At 39.2% G+C, this 17,362-nt stretch carries 19 protein-coding genes and 1 pseudogene; 7 read left to right on the top strand and 13 right to left on the bottom strand.

The genetic code is table 11. From position 1 onward, the window contains the following. Positions 1–257 precede the first annotated feature (257 nt). Both NPA43_RS02765 and NPA43_RS02760 read right to left on the bottom strand, forming a co-directional pair. Entirely contained in the window at positions 258–1,460 is a 1,203-nt protein-coding gene (locus tag NPA43_RS02765; RefSeq protein ID WP_256499336.1) for an MFS transporter, read from the bottom strand. Positions 1,461–1,491: 31 nt separating this feature from the next. Continuing rightward, the gene (locus tag NPA43_RS02760; protein ID WP_099728627.1) at positions 1,492–2,097 is read right to left on the bottom strand and encodes a TetR/AcrR family transcriptional regulator; all 606 of its coding nucleotides are present in this window, start codon (positions 2,095–2,097) and stop codon (positions 1,492–1,494) included. Between the two features lie 441 nt (positions 2,098–2,538). Between NPA43_RS02760 and NPA43_RS02755 the strand changes: the two genes are divergently transcribed. Together NPA43_RS02755 and NPA43_RS02750 are read left to right on the top strand one after the other, a co-directional pair. Continuing rightward, complete coding sequence (locus NPA43_RS02755; protein ID WP_180275562.1) at positions 2,539–2,985, top strand: MarR family winged helix-turn-helix transcriptional regulator; 447 nt, start codon at positions 2,539–2,541, stop codon at positions 2,983–2,985. A gap of 57 nt (positions 2,986–3,042) precedes the next feature. After that, on the top strand, positions 3,043–3,957 hold the full coding sequence (locus NPA43_RS02750) for an alpha/beta fold hydrolase (RefSeq protein WP_099728624.1): 915 nt from the start codon (positions 3,043–3,045) through the stop codon (positions 3,955–3,957). A 19-nt stretch (positions 3,958–3,976) separates the two neighbouring features. Here NPA43_RS02750 and NPA43_RS02745 read toward each other — a convergent pair whose 3' ends face one another. Continuing rightward, positions 3,977–5,125, bottom strand: coding sequence for a type II asparaginase (locus NPA43_RS02745; protein ID WP_305881447.1), 1,149 nt, complete (start codon positions 5,123–5,125; stop codon positions 3,977–3,979). Positions 5,126–5,346: 221 nt separating this feature from the next. Between NPA43_RS02745 and NPA43_RS02740 the strand changes: the two are divergent. Then, a pseudogene (locus tag NPA43_RS02740) lies at positions 5,347–5,571 on the top strand (SAR2788 family putative toxin); the annotation flags it as partial. Then, positions 5,556–5,912 carry a hypothetical protein gene (locus NPA43_RS02735; protein ID WP_230031341.1) on the top strand — a complete coding sequence of 119 codons (357 nt, stop codon included), beginning with the start codon at positions 5,556–5,558 and terminating at the stop codon, positions 5,910–5,912. The pseudogene NPA43_RS02740 and the gene NPA43_RS02735, both read left to right, overlap by 16 nt. Positions 5,913–6,018: 106 nt before the next feature. Here NPA43_RS02735 and NPA43_RS02730 read toward each other — a convergent pair whose 3' ends face one another. From NPA43_RS02730 to NPA43_RS02695, 8 genes are all read right to left on the bottom strand, one after another. Next, positions 6,019–7,029 (bottom strand): alpha/beta hydrolase family protein, encoded by a 1,011-nt coding sequence (locus tag NPA43_RS02730; RefSeq protein WP_230031340.1) that lies wholly within the window; start codon positions 7,027–7,029, stop codon positions 6,019–6,021. Further along, positions 7,026–7,502 carry a hypothetical protein gene (locus tag NPA43_RS02725; protein WP_230031339.1) on the bottom strand — a complete coding sequence of 159 codons (477 nt, stop codon included), beginning with the start codon at positions 7,500–7,502 and terminating at the stop codon, positions 7,026–7,028. Before NPA43_RS02725 ends, NPA43_RS02730 begins: the two co-directional genes overlap by 4 nt. A gap of 70 nt (positions 7,503–7,572) precedes the next feature. Next, complete coding sequence (locus NPA43_RS02720; RefSeq protein WP_230031338.1) at positions 7,573–7,791, bottom strand: MerR family transcriptional regulator; 219 nt, start codon at positions 7,789–7,791, stop codon at positions 7,573–7,575. A 105-nt stretch (positions 7,792–7,896) separates the two neighbouring features. After that, positions 7,897–8,658, bottom strand: coding sequence for an SDR family NAD(P)-dependent oxidoreductase (locus NPA43_RS02715; protein ID WP_256499335.1), 762 nt, complete (start codon positions 8,656–8,658; stop codon positions 7,897–7,899). Between the two features lie 104 nt (positions 8,659–8,762). Further along, complete coding sequence (locus NPA43_RS02710; protein ID WP_230031336.1) at positions 8,763–9,128, bottom strand: MmcQ/YjbR family DNA-binding protein; 366 nt, start codon at positions 9,126–9,128, stop codon at positions 8,763–8,765. 196 nt (positions 9,129–9,324) lie between these two features. Then, on the bottom strand, positions 9,325–10,218 hold the full coding sequence (locus NPA43_RS02705) for an alpha/beta hydrolase (protein ID WP_230031335.1): 894 nt from the start codon (positions 10,216–10,218) through the stop codon (positions 9,325–9,327). 195 nt (positions 10,219–10,413) lie between these two features. Beyond that, entirely contained in the window at positions 10,414–11,853 is a 1,440-nt protein-coding gene (locus NPA43_RS02700) for a DHA2 family efflux MFS transporter permease subunit (protein ID WP_256499334.1), read from the bottom strand. Positions 11,854–11,933: 80 nt separating this feature from the next. Then, positions 11,934–12,506: a TetR/AcrR family transcriptional regulator gene (locus NPA43_RS02695; protein WP_256499333.1), complete on the bottom strand. Its 573-nt coding sequence runs from the start codon at positions 12,504–12,506 to the stop codon at positions 11,934–11,936. 271 nt (positions 12,507–12,777) lie between these two features. Here NPA43_RS02695 and bglS point away from each other — a divergent pair, with 271 nt between their 5' ends. After that, positions 12,778–13,506 carry a beta-glucanase gene (gene bglS / locus NPA43_RS02690; RefSeq protein ID WP_230031332.1) on the top strand — a complete coding sequence of 243 codons (729 nt, stop codon included), beginning with the start codon at positions 12,778–12,780 and terminating at the stop codon, positions 13,504–13,506. 80 nt (positions 13,507–13,586) lie between these two features. On the opposite strand, the gene NPA43_RS02685 is transcribed toward bglS, so the two are convergent. Continuing rightward, positions 13,587–13,988 (bottom strand): MerR family transcriptional regulator, encoded by a 402-nt coding sequence (locus NPA43_RS02685; RefSeq protein ID WP_099728398.1) that lies wholly within the window; start codon positions 13,986–13,988, stop codon positions 13,587–13,589. A gap of 206 nt (positions 13,989–14,194) precedes the next feature. Between NPA43_RS02685 and NPA43_RS02680 the strand changes: the two genes are divergently transcribed. After that, on the top strand, positions 14,195–15,244 hold the full coding sequence (locus NPA43_RS02680; protein ID WP_256499332.1) for an NAD(P)-dependent alcohol dehydrogenase: 1,050 nt from the start codon (positions 14,195–14,197) through the stop codon (positions 15,242–15,244). A 368-nt stretch (positions 15,245–15,612) separates the two neighbouring features. Then, the gene (locus NPA43_RS02675) at positions 15,613–16,074 is read left to right on the top strand and encodes a CarD family transcriptional regulator (protein ID WP_099728400.1); all 462 of its coding nucleotides are present in this window, start codon (positions 15,613–15,615) and stop codon (positions 16,072–16,074) included. Between the two features lie 284 nt (positions 16,075–16,358). Here NPA43_RS02675 and NPA43_RS02670 read toward each other — a convergent pair whose 3' ends face one another. Then, positions 16,359–16,562 (bottom strand): cold-shock protein, encoded by a 204-nt coding sequence (locus tag NPA43_RS02670; protein ID WP_003214229.1) that lies wholly within the window; start codon positions 16,560–16,562, stop codon positions 16,359–16,361. Positions 16,563–17,362 lie beyond the last annotated feature (800 nt).

Raw genomic sequence — 17,362 nt, 5'->3', positions numbered from 1 at the left:
GCATTGAATCACCTGAAGCCACAATCTTAAAGTCTCAGATTGTTGACAAAGGGCTAAAATAAAGTTCATTTTAGCCCTTTGTCTTCTTTTCAGCGTGATAGAAAACCTTTGCAGTCTAAGAAGGACGAGTACTGGAGCGGAGCGAATTTGACATTCGTGAGCACCGGCACGCAGGACTGACAACGAATGCGAGGGTTTGTCTACACGCTGAAGAGACCTTAATTGAAAGGTCTCTTGTGTCTTTCTGCTTCATTTCGTTATTCTGCGGCTGCCTCTTCCGCTGCGTTCCCCTTCCAAATAAGGGTTAAGCCTAATCCAAGAAATAAGACAACACCTGCGAATAAAAATGGGAAATGAATATTTTGATCGAATAGAATGCCGCCAAGCGCTGGTCCGAAAATCGTGCCAAGGCTTGTGTAAGTGGAGTTCATCCCTGCGACAAACCCTTGCTGATTGCCAGCGATTTTAGATAAGAATGTCGTTAATGCTGGCCGTAATAAATCAAACGCAAGGAAAATGACACACGTGACGATTAGTACGACCATAAACCCTGAAACGACAGTCGACACGAAAGCTAAGATCGCCCCGACGATTAAGCATAACTGGATGACTCTTTTTTCCCCAAGAGCATTCACCAATTTACCGAAGACAAGCACTTGGATGATGACCGCCACAATCGAGCTGACGGTAATGATAATCGCAATATCTTTCGGTCCAAAACCAAACTTATGATTTGTAAACAAGCTAAAGACCGTTTCGTATGCGGATAGTCCAAACGCCAGCACAAACACAATGATGAAGGCGATGAGATATCTTGGGTGAATGGATTTTTTCAAATCTTTAAAGAAGGTAGATTCCGTTACTTGTTCCATTTGCTTCGCTCGCTCTTCTTTTGTTAATGGCTCCTTCAGCATCAACATAGACGAAATGACGGCAATAAACGCAATACCTGCTGCAAAGAAAAATGGCAGACGAACGCCGTATTCTGCAATAAACCCGCCAATTCCCGGTCCAATGATGAAGCCGGTACTAATGGCCGCAGATACATATCCCATCGCCTTTGATCTTTCTTGAACGGTCGTGATATCTGCGACATAGGCGGTGACAGCCGGCATGATAAACGCCGCACTAATGCCGCCTAGAACCCTCGCAAAGTAAAGAACATACACATGTGTCCCTAAGCCAAAGACGAGTTCTGATAAAGCGAATAGAAACAGCCCTGACACAATCATAATCTTTCTACCGTAGCGGTCTACCCATCTTCCTGCAATAGGTGATGCAATGAGCTGAGCAACAGCAAACGCAGCCACAAGGTATCCCATCGTACTGCCTGTTAGGTGCATCACATTCATAAATAGCGGCATGACAGGAATAATGAGGCCGATGCCTAAAAACGCAATAAATATATTACTTAATAAAATAATGAGTACAGCTTTTTGCTCACGAATCGGTTTTTGCATGATGTTTGTTTCTCCTTTACTGACTCACTTGTTACTCATGATGGTTGATTCCGTGAATAAACAATGAGATCGCCTCTTTTTGTAACTCTTTTTTCTGCTTCATCGTGTCATTCTTATATAACACATCTAATCCGTAAAAAACGGAAAGTAATATTTTGACTTTTGACTCGACATGCTGGATCGACCAGCTGCCATCTTCGTTTCCTTCAAGCAAGATATCTCTCATCACATCATCAAAGTCCACATCAATTTTATTCAGCCGTTCCATGACTTCATCTGATGTAAATGCACTTGCACAAAATTCCTCGCTTGCTCTCATTAAAGGATAGTTAATCCCCATTTGACTCAGCAGCTCTGCAAATCCTGTGAGCTTATCTATGGCTCGATGCAGCGTTTGTTTCTCCTCATGCCACGTCTCCATCATCAAGCGATGATCCTCTTCCATGATATGAAGGAACAAAAACTCTTTTCCTTTAAAATGATGATAGAGATTGCCTTTACTAATCTCAGCAGCCTCTAAAATATCTCGCACGGATGTTTCTGAATATCCTTTTTTCGCAAATAAATCACGTGAAGCGGTGACAATTTTTTGCTTCGTCTTCTCACTCTTTCCAGCCCCGCTTTGTGCACTTGTCATCTATTAACAATCCCTTCTACTCTGCATTTCTTCATGCGGACAAAATAAAACCGACCAGTTGGTTTATTTTTTTATTATAAATGGATATTGTTCATAATACAATGAAAAAGTCATCGACTTCATGAGGAGTGGTTCATGTGAAAACAAACAAAACGGTCATTTGTGCCATCACTAAAAAAGACTTATCCTTGTTTTTCATTTATGACCTGTTCATTGCTACCTTGGCCTACTATCTGTTCAAATTCAAACCAACCGCATTTTATGAATGTGCGGGGGTCATGGGAAGTATTCTTTGCCCATTATTGTTGAAAAAGTGGTTGTACCGATGATTTCCTTTTCAAGTGAATTATCGTAAGTGACTATTCATTTAATTTTACTTAATATTTAATTTCACTTAAATATAAGGATTGTATATAATATAAGAGAGGAGAGGTGACGTCATTGGATGAAGAGATCATTCATTACAGTAAAAAAATCATTGAGTACTCGAATGCACTAGGCTCTATTTACGTAGAAGAGTATAAACGATTCTTAAAAAATGAATATGCAGATTTAACAAGCAAACAAGAGCTGACACTTGAATTATTACGGACAAAAACGAGAACAATCAATGAATTAGCTGATTACTTTTCGATCTCTGCTAGTGCAGCTAGCCAGCTCGTATCAAAGCTTGAACAGCTTGGCTATGTCAAACGAGAAATTAATCCACATAACCGAAGAGAAATCATTGTTGATTTTGCTCAAAAGGGCCTTGATTATCACAAGAATACGGAAGAAATACAATTGCACCTTATTCAAAAATACTATGCGAAGCTTCCAAAAGAAGATTTAAAAACATTATTATCTCTATACGAAAAAATCTATAAGATTGCAAAAGAAGCGCCTTAACACGGTGTTTTCCCACCAATATTTAAGTAAGATTAACTATTAAGGGGATGAAAGTATATGGACGTTATTCATTTGAAAGATGGACGCAGAATGGGTTTGATTGAATACGGTGATCTTGAAGGATTTCCAGTATTCTTTTTTCACGGAACACCTGGATCAAGAGTCATGTTTTTAGATGATGACCCAATCTCCAAAGAGCTTGGTGTACGTCTCATCTGTATAGACAGACCTGGATTTGGCTTATCTACCCCTCAACCTGACCGTACAATTTTAGACTGGGCAAAAGACGTGCTGGAAGTGGCAGACCATCTAGACATACACCATTTTTCAGTCATGGGTGTATCTGGAGGGGGCGCATTCGCTGCTGGTTGTGCCTATCAATTGCCCAATCGTATCCTTTCAGCCGCTCTGATCTCAAGTACAACTCCTTTTCAGGACGGAAGACCGCCTAAAAGTATGCTGAAAGAGAACAAATTAGCCTTTTTCCTTAGTAAAAGATTCCCTTGGCTCTTAAAAGCAAGCTATCGTGCACAGAAAAAACTGATTGAGAACAAACCAGAGAAATTTAAGAAGCTCACCAAGAATGGGAACAAACATTTACATCCTTGGGATCGTCAATTCCTTCAAACCGATGAGCAGCTCGAGCTGATGATGATGCATTTACACGAAGCCACTCGTCAATCGGTTGATGAATGTATTCATGAACCAGATTTACTCTCGCGTCCGTGGGCGTTCAATATGAAAGATATACAAATCCCTGTTGATGTATGGCATGGAAAAGAAGATACGATGGCTCCATTTGAAGAAATAGAAAAAATTGCTCCAACCATTCCAAACGCCAAAACATATTATATAGATCAAGCGGGACATTTTCTCACTGATGTAGACGATATTTGGCGAGATATTTTACTCTCTTTAAAAACGCGTGCTGAACATCATCATCAGGAACACGCATCAAACAAGACCCTATAAAATTCGGGTCTTTTTCTGATTAATACTGGTCATAATAGGTTTGCACTTTATCTGGATTTTTTGTTTCCGTCAGTGCCAGCATAAGTAGAATTCTCGCTTTTGATGGATTTAATGAATCAGATGAGACAAAGTGATGTTCATCATCCATCTTTTCATGTGTAACAATTCCATTTCCTGCGCGGCTTGATCTCACGATGACCACGTCTTTTTTCACAGCATCTGTTGCCCCTTTAATCGCTTCAGTGGACATCGTGCCATTTCCGGGTGCGGCCACAACAATGCCTTTCGCCCCTGCTTTTACTGCTGCATCATACACATATTTTTGATCATTTTGATAGCCATATAAGATATCAACTTGTGGCAATTCTTTTATTTTTGATACATCAAATTCGCTTTCAGTCGTATGTTTTCTTGTCGATTCGTTATAAAAAGAGACCACTTCACCAGCAATTTCTCCAATGTAGCCTTGCTCAAGTGACTTGAAGGAATCTGTAGTGGTGGTGTTCGTCTTTGTAATAAATCGAGCCGATGCAATTCGGTCATTTAATGTGACCATCACACCTTTGCCCTTTGCTTCTTTTGTGGATGCAACTTTGACAGCATGATACAAGTTAAGCGGCCCATCTGCACTAATTGCTGATGCTGGCCTCATTGAGCCGACAACCACAACGGGCTTATCACTTTTCACAACCAAATGTAAAAAATAAGCAGTCTCTTCAAGTGTATCTGTTCCATGTGTAACCACTATGCCGTCTACTTGATCATCATTTAAGAGTTGATTGACTCTTTTGGCTAATTTTAAAAGCAGAGCGTTATTGACATTTTCACTGCCAACATTCGCTACCTGCTCACCCGTGACGTTTGCAATATCCTTCAGCTGAGGAACGGAGGCAATCACTTTATCGATGCCAAGTGAACCGGATTTATATCCTGTTGTATCTGTATCACTATCTGAAGCACCTGCAATGGTCCCACCTGTCGCCAGTACCTTAATATTAGATAACGACTTGTTCCCTGTCTCAACAGCCGTCGTTTTGTCCTTTGTTTCATTGGTTGTGCTTTCTTGTTTGCTTTGATTATTCTCTTGAGTGTTCGAGTTTGCACAAGCTGCTGTCATTAGTAATGAAAAGGAAAGAAGGACAGCACCTAACCATTTTGTGACGTTCATTGGATCATCTCTTTTCTTAAATGTGATGGATGAAAGACTATATCTCTGTCTATAGGATTTACTTTATAACATTCCTTCATTCATCAGCATGAGGCAAAAGTTATAGAACCAATTGATGGAAAAAACTCTATATTTCCGATGAAATACTTTATAATAGAAGTTAAGTTATAAAAAATATACTATATAACATTAAATTTACCTTAATATCCTTATTTAGATATAGCAAATCTGAGTATCTAAATAAAGCACGTACACTATTAGGAAAAGCTAAAAGCAAAAATGTTTTAGAAAAGAAAAGCAAGAAAAAATTTAATGGTAAACACCGTTATTATAAATATAATAAAAAAACCAATGAATTTTTATCTGTTGAAAAACAAAAAGGGAAAGATGTCATTATCACTTTTTTCAAACCTAAAAGAGGAATTAACTATTGGAAGGATCAGTAGAAATGAATAAAAACATTTGTTTAATTTGTGGCTATAATGAATTAGAGGAAAGACCATACTATTCGGATTTCGCAGGTAGTAACGAAATTTGTCCATGTTGTGGTTTTGAATTTGGTGTGGATGATTTTGATTGTGATGAATTTGACCATGAAGGGTTAACAGATAAAGAAATTGTTGAAAAATCTCATGACATTTGGAGAAAACAGTGGATTGAAAACGGGATAGAATTATTCAATCCTAAAATCTTTTCTCCGGAGGTTCGAAACGGTAAATTTTTAAAAAGAGATTATTTAGTGCTTCAAATGAAAAAGAATTTAGGCTTAGATTTTAACGACATTTAAAATTTTTTAATTTGCATAACATTAAAAACCATTCAGGTTTTATCCTGAGTGGTTTTAAATTTCAAATGTACTCTTTCACTTCTAACAAAAAGCATGAAAAAAACGCCTAATGCAAAGGTTTTTTTAGCTGCTCTAGTATGTTTTCACAGTGATCCAAGTACGCTTGGCTAAGCAGGAAGTCTTTCGGTGCGGCGATCGCTGCTAATGTGATCAGGGTATTTGAATGATGAATGAGCGGATTCAGCATTGAATGCTCTACGCCTCTAATTGTTTGAACATGCAACCATTTAGGTGCTACTTCTTTTTCGTAGATCCTTTTTGTTTCAGCAGAATCTACATTTCGATCATTCTGCGCCAAAACCAAATAGGTCGGTGTTTGGATGCGCTTGATATCTGATGTGGCATCGGCTTTCATGTTCTTTTGAATGAATTCAAATCGATCTTTTGTCATCTCTTGAACGTCCGTTTTCTTTTGATATGTGCGAAATGCTGCACCTTCTACTAATAATTTGTTTTGCTCATCTTCTTTTTTGAGTGTTTTTTGAATTTGTTCTTTAGATGCATCCGCTTCTTTTAATGTTTGAAGTGTATAGTACCTTCCCTGTCTCATCCAATTGACAGCAGGTCCGACAAGGACGGAGGCTGTGATATCTGTTCGATCTGCCATTACTTTTGGGATCACCCAGCCCGCTTGGCTTGCTCCCCATAAGATGATTTGTTTTGATTGAAGATCAGGCTCTTTTTTCGCCCATTTGATCACATTGTCTACTTCTTTTGCACGATCCTCCATGGATTGATGGAGCCAGTTTCCTTCTGATTGACCCACCCCGGGCTTATTCCAGGAGATAGACGCATAGCCTTGCTTTGCAAAGCGTTCCATTAAGGGTCTGTATCCTCCGTCATATGTGGCATTTTGTGGACCATCCCCGTGTACAAAAAGCACAACTCCTTTGATTGGCGCTTTCTTAGGCGTGGTCACGATACCTGATAATGCCCCATTTTCTGTCTCCATGACGACTTCCTTTTCATTCATAGCAAAGCTGTTTTCATAAAATACAAATGCTGCAATAAAAATGAATGCCGCTGTAGCGATGATCAGCCAAATCCTTTTTTTCATCTTCTATTCCCCGCTCCCTGTTCAACTGTGTACACCATTGAATTTTGGTACGTGACAGAGACTGGTACATTCTCATATAAGATGATAGACGAAGGTTGTGCACTCTCTTGTGTAAAAGGTACTTCATGTAGAAAAGCCTCAATTTCTTCTATGACCTTCTCTTCATCTCCGGCTAAAAAGCTTTTGACCGCGTATGAACCTGCATCCAGTCTCACATCATAATCATGTTCATTTGATACATAATAAGAAATTGTTGTGTCATCTTGCAGATTGATCACATAATATCTCTCCTCAAAAAGAGACAGATCCAGCTCCTTTTGATGAACGATTTGTTTAAAGTCCAGCTCTGTTTCACCCTTTAGAAGATGATGCGGGATCTGTTTTAAATACCGAATTGGCCGATCTTGGATGGTTGTTTTATTAAGGTGAAGGCTGTTTTGAATCGACAGCATATGCTCCAGACGCTGTTTCACTTCGCTTAGTTCCTGTATTTGCTTCTCGACCTGACCCAGCATTTTTTGGTAGAACAGAGTGATACTTTGTTCATTCGAAAAGGTCTCGCTTATATCTTTTAAAGAGAAGCCCGCCCTTTTTTAAGAAGAGGATTTGATAAAGGGTGTAAATCTCTTTTTCATTAAATAATTGGTATCCATTTTGAGCGACCTTCGCAGGGCGTACGAGATCCTGTTCTATATAATGACGAAGCGTATACTTTGTGATGTTTAATAGCTTACATACTTCTCCACTTGTTACATACGTCACCAGATTCCCTCCTTGTGTACACATTCTAAACCATGTGGTTACCACACAGTCAATCATGCCATAAAAAAATCACCGAGGAAATCTGCCCTCAGTGATGTGTAATTTCTATTTCATACTTGGACCAGCATGTGAAAAAATCGGATCTTTGAATTCAAAATCAAATGTCTTGCCGTCAACAATACCGACTGTTTTTTCATGATCATAAAGCTCGAGCAGACAAGCTGCCATTTCTTTTGATGTATGATATTTCTTGATATTGCCTTCATATTCAAATTGGTCTACATCTAATGAACGCTTTGCAAATTCTGATTCCGTCGCGGAAGGTGCTAATATTTTCGCCTGTAACTTAGCCCCTTTTTCTTTCAACTCTAGTGCCAGTCCTTCTGTAAAGGCGCTCACGTAAAACTTTGTGGCCGAATAGGTGACGGCATTGCTGACGACTGTATAGCCCGCTCTTGAAGAAATGTTGATCAGCTGCGCCCCTTCTACTTGCTCATAATCACGAACAAATAAAGTGGATAAAATCGTTAAGGCTTCGATATTCAGATGAAGCATATCTCCAATTTTTCTTACATCCTGTTCTCCTATTGAACCAAAATGGCCGAACCCTGCATTATTAATGAATGTGTCAAGCTCATATTCAGCCAATGATTCATAAAATGAATACACTTGCTCCATGTCGATTAAATCGACAGACTGTATGTTTACTTTGATATCGGGATATTGATCAAGAATCTCTTTCTTCAGTTCTTGGAGTTTCTCGAGCCGGCGTGCAGCTAAAATAAGGTTTTTGCCTCGTGCTGCAAAGGCTAGCGCCGCCTCATACCCAATACCTGAACTTGCTCCTGTAATGACTGTATAGCTCATTTATATCCCCCTATTAACGTCTTCTAACTGGTTAAATTATAATGACAGCACTTCGCTCTAGTCAATTTTGAAGAGAATCACAGGGTTTATTAACTTGTCTCACTTCATTCATCATGTTGGAGGATGTCATGTTGAGATTTTTTTGTTAATTTGTGAAAAACCAATTGGTAGGAATGTTCGATTAACTCCTCTACAAATGTAGATGGAATGTCCGCATCAAGGTAAATCGAATTCCAATGAGACTTATTCATATAATAGCCCGGAATAATCCCCTCATGCGCCTCTCTTAGTTCTTCAGCACGTTGAGGGTCACATTTTAAAGTGATGACAGGTTTTCGATTCGCATCTCCGCCCATCATAGCAAACATCTTTCCACCAATATGATAACGATCTGCCTGCCACTCCGGCTGATAATCATGGGTTGCACCACTTAAAGAAAGACAAAATACCTGTAGTTTCTCTTTTTCCATTGAATTAGCTCCTTTTTTAAGACATCACCATTTCTTTATATTATATAGAAAACGAGGATAGATTTCTGATCCTTTTTACATCCACATCTCTTTCTCAGGATTTCAGCAAAAGATCGATTGAAACAACAAAAGCACAGGAGGAAGCGGGCCTGTGCTTTGTCCTATATCAGAAAAGAAAGGCTACAACCTTCATTTCTTATTCAAACGCCTTCTTTAATTGATCACTCATCAGATGCCAAGCCTGTTCAGCAATTTCTAAACCCCCTGCATGTGTGAAGGCGTGAGGAACTCCTTTAAATTGCTGATACGTGACATCTACCCCCGCTTCTTTTAACTTGTCAGCATATTGTTTGGCTTCTTCAGCTAACGAATCCTTCTCAGCTGTGATGACAAGAGCCGGCGGCATTTGTGCTAAGGATGATCTATCTGCAAAGACAGGAGAAATGAGCGGATTGCGCGCATCTTCTTCTTGTACATAGAATGTATTAAAGAGCTTCGCCATTTCAGCTGGAATCGCCTCTTCAAATGCTGGCTTTTGCTCTGGATCAGTGGCTAAATCAAGCGGCGGATAATCAAGCACTTGATAGACAATTGGGAGTTTGTTCCCTTTTTGGATATTCAGCAGACAAACAGCTGTTGCCAGGTTCCCTCCTGCACTATGTCCGCCAATGGCTAATGTATTGGGATCTATTTGAAGCTCATCAGGATGTTCATACAGCCATTTCACCACATCATAGCATTCATGAAGAGCGGCTGGGAAAGGATTTTCGGGTGCAAGCTGATACTCAACATTGACGACGATACATTGTGCTCGGTCTGCTATGACAGGACACCAGTGGTTATCCATTTCAGCACTGCCTAGAATAAATCCGCCGCCATGTAAGTTCACAAAAACAGAAAGCGGCTGTTTCGCTGTGTTCACAGGTTTGAATACCCACACCTTTGTTTCGCCAGCACATGTTGGGATGTCATATTCCATTTTGTTCACTTCAGGAGGATGGACTGGTTTCAGCTCCGATTGACTCGGTAATGAACCTTCAGTTGGTTGACGTAAAGACGCAGCGATTTTAATTTGTTCTTCTAAGTTCATGATCTCAGTCTCCTATCTTATTCATTTCTTCCTATTCATTCGTTACCTTTTCTTTTTTACCTTCCACTTGATCAGAGACAAATTTGATTCAGTTCACTTTTTATCTATCTCCCCACTTTCATCCTCTTTGAAACAAGTATACACCAATTAAAAAAAGCACTGTGGCGCTAAGCCCTCAGTGCTTTTCATATGTCATTAAGATACTTGCTGTTCTACCTTTACTCGTTTAATGAAGAAAGCGATGACCAAGCCAACGACGGTCATGATGACAGCAAAGATAAATGCATGCTGTACGCCATTTGTAAAGGCTAGCAGCTGATTCACCGGATTTGCGGGATCAGCGACATTTTTCATAAAGCTGCGGGCACCTGATGAAAGGATAGAGATACCGACCGCAGTACCAATTGCTCCTGACACCTGCTGCAATGTATTCATAATCGCTGTGCCATGCGGGTAAAGCTCTGGTGGAAGCTGATTTAATCCGTTTGTTTGTGCAGGCATCATGATCATAGCGATTCCTACCATTAACGTAATATGAAGGGTCACAATATATCCAATCGATGTATTCACACTTAAATTCGTGAAGCCAAACATCGTCGCTGCGACAATGACAAGACCTGGGATCACAAGCCATTTCGGTCCAAACTTATCAAATAGACCACCCATGATTGGAGATAGGAGTCCGTTGATAATTCCACCTGGTAACAGCATTAAACCAGCTGTAAATGTTGAAAGGGCCAAGGATGTTTGCAGATATAATGGCAAAATCATCATAGCAGAAAGCATCACCATCATACACACTAAGATCAGAAGTAACCCAATGACAAACATCGGATATTTAAATGGGCTTAAATTCAGCATCGGCTCTTTCATATTCAGCTGTCTGAGGGAGAACACAAGAATACTAATCACACCTACAACAATCGCCACGATGACATGCATGCTGCTCCAGCCGCCGCCTTCACCGGCACTACTAAAGCCATACACAATTCCACCGAAACCAATAGTTGAAAGCACGATCGATAGAATGTCGATTTTCGGTCTAGTTGGTTCCGTAATATTTTGCATAAAGATATAACCAAATACCAGTGCAGCTATTAATAATGGAAGCGAAATCCAAAAAATCCAATGCCATGTCAACGATTTAAGAATAAGACCGGAGACCGTTGGACCGACTGCTGGTGCAAACATGATCACAAGGCCAATAATCCCCATGGATCTGCCTCGTTTATGAGGGGGAATGATCACCAATATCGTATTAAACATCAATGGAAGAAGCAATGCGGTTCCAACTGCCTGCACGACACGTGCAACCATTAAAATACTAAAGACTGGCGCAACCGCAGCAATAAATGTTCCGATGATTGAAAATATCAACGAAGTAATGAAAAGCTGTCTTGTTGTAAACCATTGAAGAATTAGTCCTGAAATCGGTACGAGAATACCCAGTGTTAATAAATATCCTGTTGTCAGCCACTGAGCGGTCGTCGCTTCAATTCCAAAGTCTAACGTTAAACTTCTCAGTGCCATGTTTAGTGCCGTTTCACTGAACAGACCAATAAATCCAGCTGTAATAAATGAGATAATAATGGGCAGCGTTCTAATATCAGAAGCTACTGCTTGCTGTTTGTTCATATTAAGTTGGCTCCTTTTCTTTTTTCAGTTTAGATGAACCATAGGAAGTCAGGCTGGTCAGAAATGAGCCACTTCAATGTCTATTGAAAGACGGATAAAACTTGTCTTTCTGCAGCGAATTGAGCAATTTCTTCGATTGAATAGCCAGATTCATGAATATAAAACATGAGTTCAGGCGTCATTGGAGAGGACATACATAATGTCGTCAGCTCAATATCCTGTATGTTCGCTTCTCCTTTTTCTTTCGCTTCCTTCAGCAAATCACGAATGATTTTTTTAAGCGATTGACTGTAATGACAATCATATACTTTACTTGTCTGCTCTAAATTTCCAGAAATCGTGAGCATCCGAATCCAGTCTAAATGGTGCCCGACTATGAGATGGATCTCCTCGAGAACATAACGTAAACGATCTCGAACAGGTTGATCACTTATTTTGCTCAAGTAAAGATGCAAAGCAGGGATCAGTCGTTCAAACTTCTCTCCAAGTATAGAAAGACACAAATCACTTTTATTTGCATAGCGGCGGTAAAGTGTCCCTTGCCCAACACCAGCGGTTTTCGCAATTTTATGCATGCTGACATTTTCTACGCCAAACTCTTGAAACAAGGAGAAAGCGACCTCTTCAATTTCCTTCCCAATATCCTTTTCCATGATGCTCACCTTCTTTACCTTCATCCACATTGCACACATCTCTATATGTTTCAAATTAAGACTCTTTAGGTTGTTAGGACAATTGTCACGATATTATCTTACGGACAACTGTCCGCTTTGTCAATCATTATTTTTTACTCATGATCCTTCTCTCTATTCTATTAAATGAAAATTGCTGTTTATCATTATTTAGACCGATTTTCCATTTTGAGAGAATCATGTATTATCAATAAAGAAAACGCTTTCAAAAAAAGGAGAGGGGAATGTCTACATGCCTTACCGTGTGAAACGAATGTTGCTGCTTCTTGTCACTGGATTATTTATGAGTTTGTCCACATTTACTGCTGCCTCAGCACAAACCGGTGGATCGTTTTATGAACCTTTTAACAACTATAATACAGGGTTATGGCAAAAAGCCGATGGGTACTCGAATGGAAACATGTTTAACTGTACATGGCGTGCCAATAATGTCTCCATGACGTCATTAGGTGAAATGCGTTTATCGCTCACAAGTCCTTCCTATAACAAGTTTGACTGCGGGGAAAACCGCTCCGTTCAAACATACGGCTATGGGCTTTATGAAGTCAGCATGAAACCAGCAAAAAATGTAGGGATCGTTTCTTCGTTCTTTACTTATACGGGTCCAACTGATGGTACGCCTTGGGATGAGATTGACATCGAATTTCTAGGAAAAGATACCACAAAGGTACAATTCAACTACTATACCAATGGTGTAGGAAATCATGAAAAAATCGTCAACCTTGGTTTTGATGCAGCAAATGCTTATCACACCTATGCATTCGACTGGCAGCCAAACTCAATTAAATGGTATGTCGATGGACAATTAAAACATACCGCCACCACTCAAATTCCTCAAACACCAGGAAAAATTATGATGAACCTGTGGAATGGTGCAGGTGTCGATGAATGGCTCGGCTCCTACAATGGCGTTACACCGCTCCACGCACATTATAACTGGGTGCGTTACACAAAAAAATAACCTCATCATAAAACCTGTGACATGTCACAGGTTTTTTTCATCTCTTTGCAGGCGTGAATGGAATAAAGATGGCTATGCATTTAAATAGAACTGGTTTTGAGTTGATGAACCAGCTTTTTTTCATAACTGTGGATAATATCTTCATAACTTTCTATTTTGAAATCTAATCGTTTAATCGTCTCTTCCATTTCCTTATGTTTTTCTAAGAGTCTTTCTCGTTCATTAACCAAAATGCTTTTCCGTAAAGACAATGTATGATCATCTCCCTCAATAAATAAAGCCGTATATTCTCTGAGCGCATCGATTGAAAGACCTGCATTTCTCATACATTTAATAAATTCAATCCATTGAATATCCTCCTCCGTATAATCACGAATACCGTTCTCATCACGTCTGATTGGTCTTATTAAACCAATGTTCTCATAGTACCTGAGCGTCGCAGTGGACAATTCCAGCTGTTTTGCGGCTTGTGCTATTTTCATTGTTTTCACCCTTCTCTTCTTTCACCTTATCAACTCTCCCTTTCCTCATCATCTCCATTTTGATAGAGAAAACAAGATGCTTTTGGCTCAATTAATATTAAGGTTGAATTCGTTACACCGGTGAATTCCATCTTGACTTAGAGTTCACTTTAAGACGTACAGTATAGGGGAAGAAACGAATTTCACTTTTGAAAGGATGATCAAGAATGTGTCAGACGCACCAATCACACGTTTTAAGTGTTTCACATGCAAAAGCGAACTTTGAACGGACAACCATTGAACGAAGAGCCCTTCGTCCACATGATATTTTAATTGATATTCAATTTAGCGGGATCTGTCATTCAGATATCCACAGTGCATTCGACGAATGGGGAGGCGGCATTTTCCCAATGGTTCCAGGGCATGAGATCACTGGGGTCGTTGCAGCTGTAGGTGATGCTGTCACGAGGTTTAAAATTGGAGATCGTGTAGGAGTCGGTTGTTTTGTAGATTCCTGCGGCACATGTGAATATTGCCAAAATGGAGATGAACAATATTGCATGAAAGGAGTCATTCAAACCTATAATAACCTTGATTATGATGGAGAACCGACTTATGGCGGCTACAGTCAAAAGATTGTCGTGACAGAACGATTTGTCGTCAGCATTCCTGACCAACTATCCCTTGATGTGGCAAGTCCTCTTCTCTGTGCTGGAATCACAACGTATTCGCCATTAAAGCACTGGAATGTAGGGCCTGGTAAAAAGGTCGCCATTGTCGGGATGGGCGGACTAGGCCATGTGGGAATTCAATTCGCACGCGCACTTGGCGCTGAGGTCACTGTGTTGAGCCGCTCTTTGAATAAAAAAGAAGAGGCACTGTCATTTGGCGCAAAGGACTATTTTGCCACAAGTGATCCTGATACATTTAAAACACTATCCGGTCAATATGATGTCATTCTGAATACGGTCTCTGCTAATATCAACGTGGACGCCTATTTGTCCTTACTTCGTGTGGACGGAACCTTGGTGAACGTTGGTGCACCACCTGAGCCAGATCAATTCCACGTCTTTTCATTAATCACCGGTCGTCGCAGCATGGCCGGATCACTCGTTGGCGGCATTCAGGAGACTCAAGAAATGCTTAATTTCGCAGCTGCTCACAACATTGCGCCACAAGTTGAAGTGATCAACGCAAATCAAGTCGATGAAGCCTACGAACGCGTACTCAAAAGTGATGTCCGTTACCGCTTTGTCATTGATATTTCAACCTTATGATCGGATTTCATTTTGAAAGGCTAGCCTCTTTGGCTAGTCTTTTGAGCTTTCAACCATTTATCACGATGTCCTCATGAAGATGTGGATATCCTGTTTAAATTGTTTATTGATTATCGCCGTTTTCGTGATGTTAGGATTTCCTTTCATACGAGATACAAAAAAGTAGTGATTGCTTTAGGCTGTGCCAGTTTACTGATCACGTTAAAAAACCATATATGAGTAGTGGTGGAATAAATAAATGATTTTCTCAAAATCCGACTCAAAAATATTGACATCAAATAAATAATCATGTTATTATTATAAATTTGATTATTTTACCTCGATTTGTGGTATCCTTAAAGTAGGTACTTAATATGGAGGTGGATGATATGTTTCAAATTGGTGATAACATTGTGTATCCAATGCATGGAGCAGGTATAATTGAAGCCATAGAAGAAAAGGAATTCTCTGATGAAAAACAACAGTATTATGTCATTAAAATGTCAATTAGCCATATGAAAGTGATGATTCCAACGAGGAAAATGTCGGGGTCAAGTATAAGACCAGTTACAGATGTACTTGCATTAAAGAACATTATACACATTTTTCAGAATGGAAAATCAGATAAATTATTGCCGTGGAAAGAAAGATATAAAATCAACACGAACAAAATAAAAACGGGCGACATACAAGAAGGCGTTGAAGTTGTACGTGACCTCATGCGAATGAAGAAAGAAAAAGCACTGAATGCAAGCGAAAAGAAAATGCTTGACAATGCTTATGAGTATTTGCTTAGTGAACTTGAAGTTATCAAAGGAATTACTGAAAAACAAATAAACAGTTTCTGTTAAGTTTCTCTACCTTCTTCCCCATTTTCAAATACATTTTCTATACGAACAAATTCCCTCTCTTTGAACTCAGTAAAGAAAAAGAAATTATTTAGGCAAATTCCGCATTTTGTCAATCTATTATGCTATACTGTTGATAAACCTTTGAAGCATGAATTTTTTACGATTACCTTGTAACATCTCCCTACTCGGCACGCTGAGTAGGGTTTTTTATTGAAGAAATAAGAGAAAACATAAAAAAACAGGCCCTCTATAGAGAACCTGTTTTTAGATAATGAAGATGCAGATTAAGCAGTTTTTTGAACGTTAGCAGCTTGAGCTCCACGAGAACCTTGCTCAACGTCAAATGTTACTTTTTGACCTTCGTCTAAAGATTTGAATCCGTCACCTTGGATAGCAGAGAAGTGTACAAATACATCGTCTCCTTCTTCACGTTCGATAAATCCAAAACCTTTTTCTGCGTTAAACCATTTTACTGTACCTTGTTCCATGTTTGTTGCCTCCTAGTGCGTTATCACACAATGTATTATACTATCCTTGCCCAAAGTATCCTCAAGACGAAAAGTCTTTCTTCATGCTATCCTTTACGCCGAACAAAAATAATTATTCTTATTGTAACATGATTCGGAAATAATTGCAATTTAGGATTTAAAAGAGCACCGCACATGATATGGTTACACAAATATAGATAGGAGGTTCAATCATGAAAGGAATAAACAAGTTCCATATAAATTTCACAAAAATACTGTCATCCCATTTTTTCAAGTATCTCCAGAATTGAGAATTCGATTCGGAGTTGAACTCTTTGAAAATGGGGAATTACGTTTACTAAAAGAGACATTAAACAAAACACTAAACCAATCAGAGGCAATTGATATTACGTTTATTTCGGGTTATATGATAAATGACCACAGATATCGAGAAAAAACTAATATAGGGAAGTATATCAAGATCAAGAAGTGGTATGAAGCCATCGTTTATCATGAAGAGATAGACGCAAATGTCATATTTGCATCTATCCAACATGTTCGTTTTGAGAAGGTGTATCAATATATCAAAAGTGTTGTAAAAAGAGTAATTTCAGCGTATATCTTGTTTTATAATGAAGCTATCTTGTCTATGTTGATTATGATGTGCTTGATATGATCTCCCGTGACCAAAATCTAATAGACAAATTAAAGTGTCAATATCAAGAAGTGTATGACACATATTATGAATAAGAAGAGAAATAAAGCTGTCCAGTCGGGCGTTTTATCTCACTTACTACATTTTTAATATTCATTTGCCAGGG

Source organism: Bacillus pumilus (assembly GCF_024498355.1).
GTDB classification, from domain to species: Bacteria; Bacillota; Bacilli; order Bacillales; family Bacillaceae; genus Bacillus; species Bacillus pumilus_P.
This window is presented reverse-complemented; position numbering and strand designations above follow the sequence as displayed.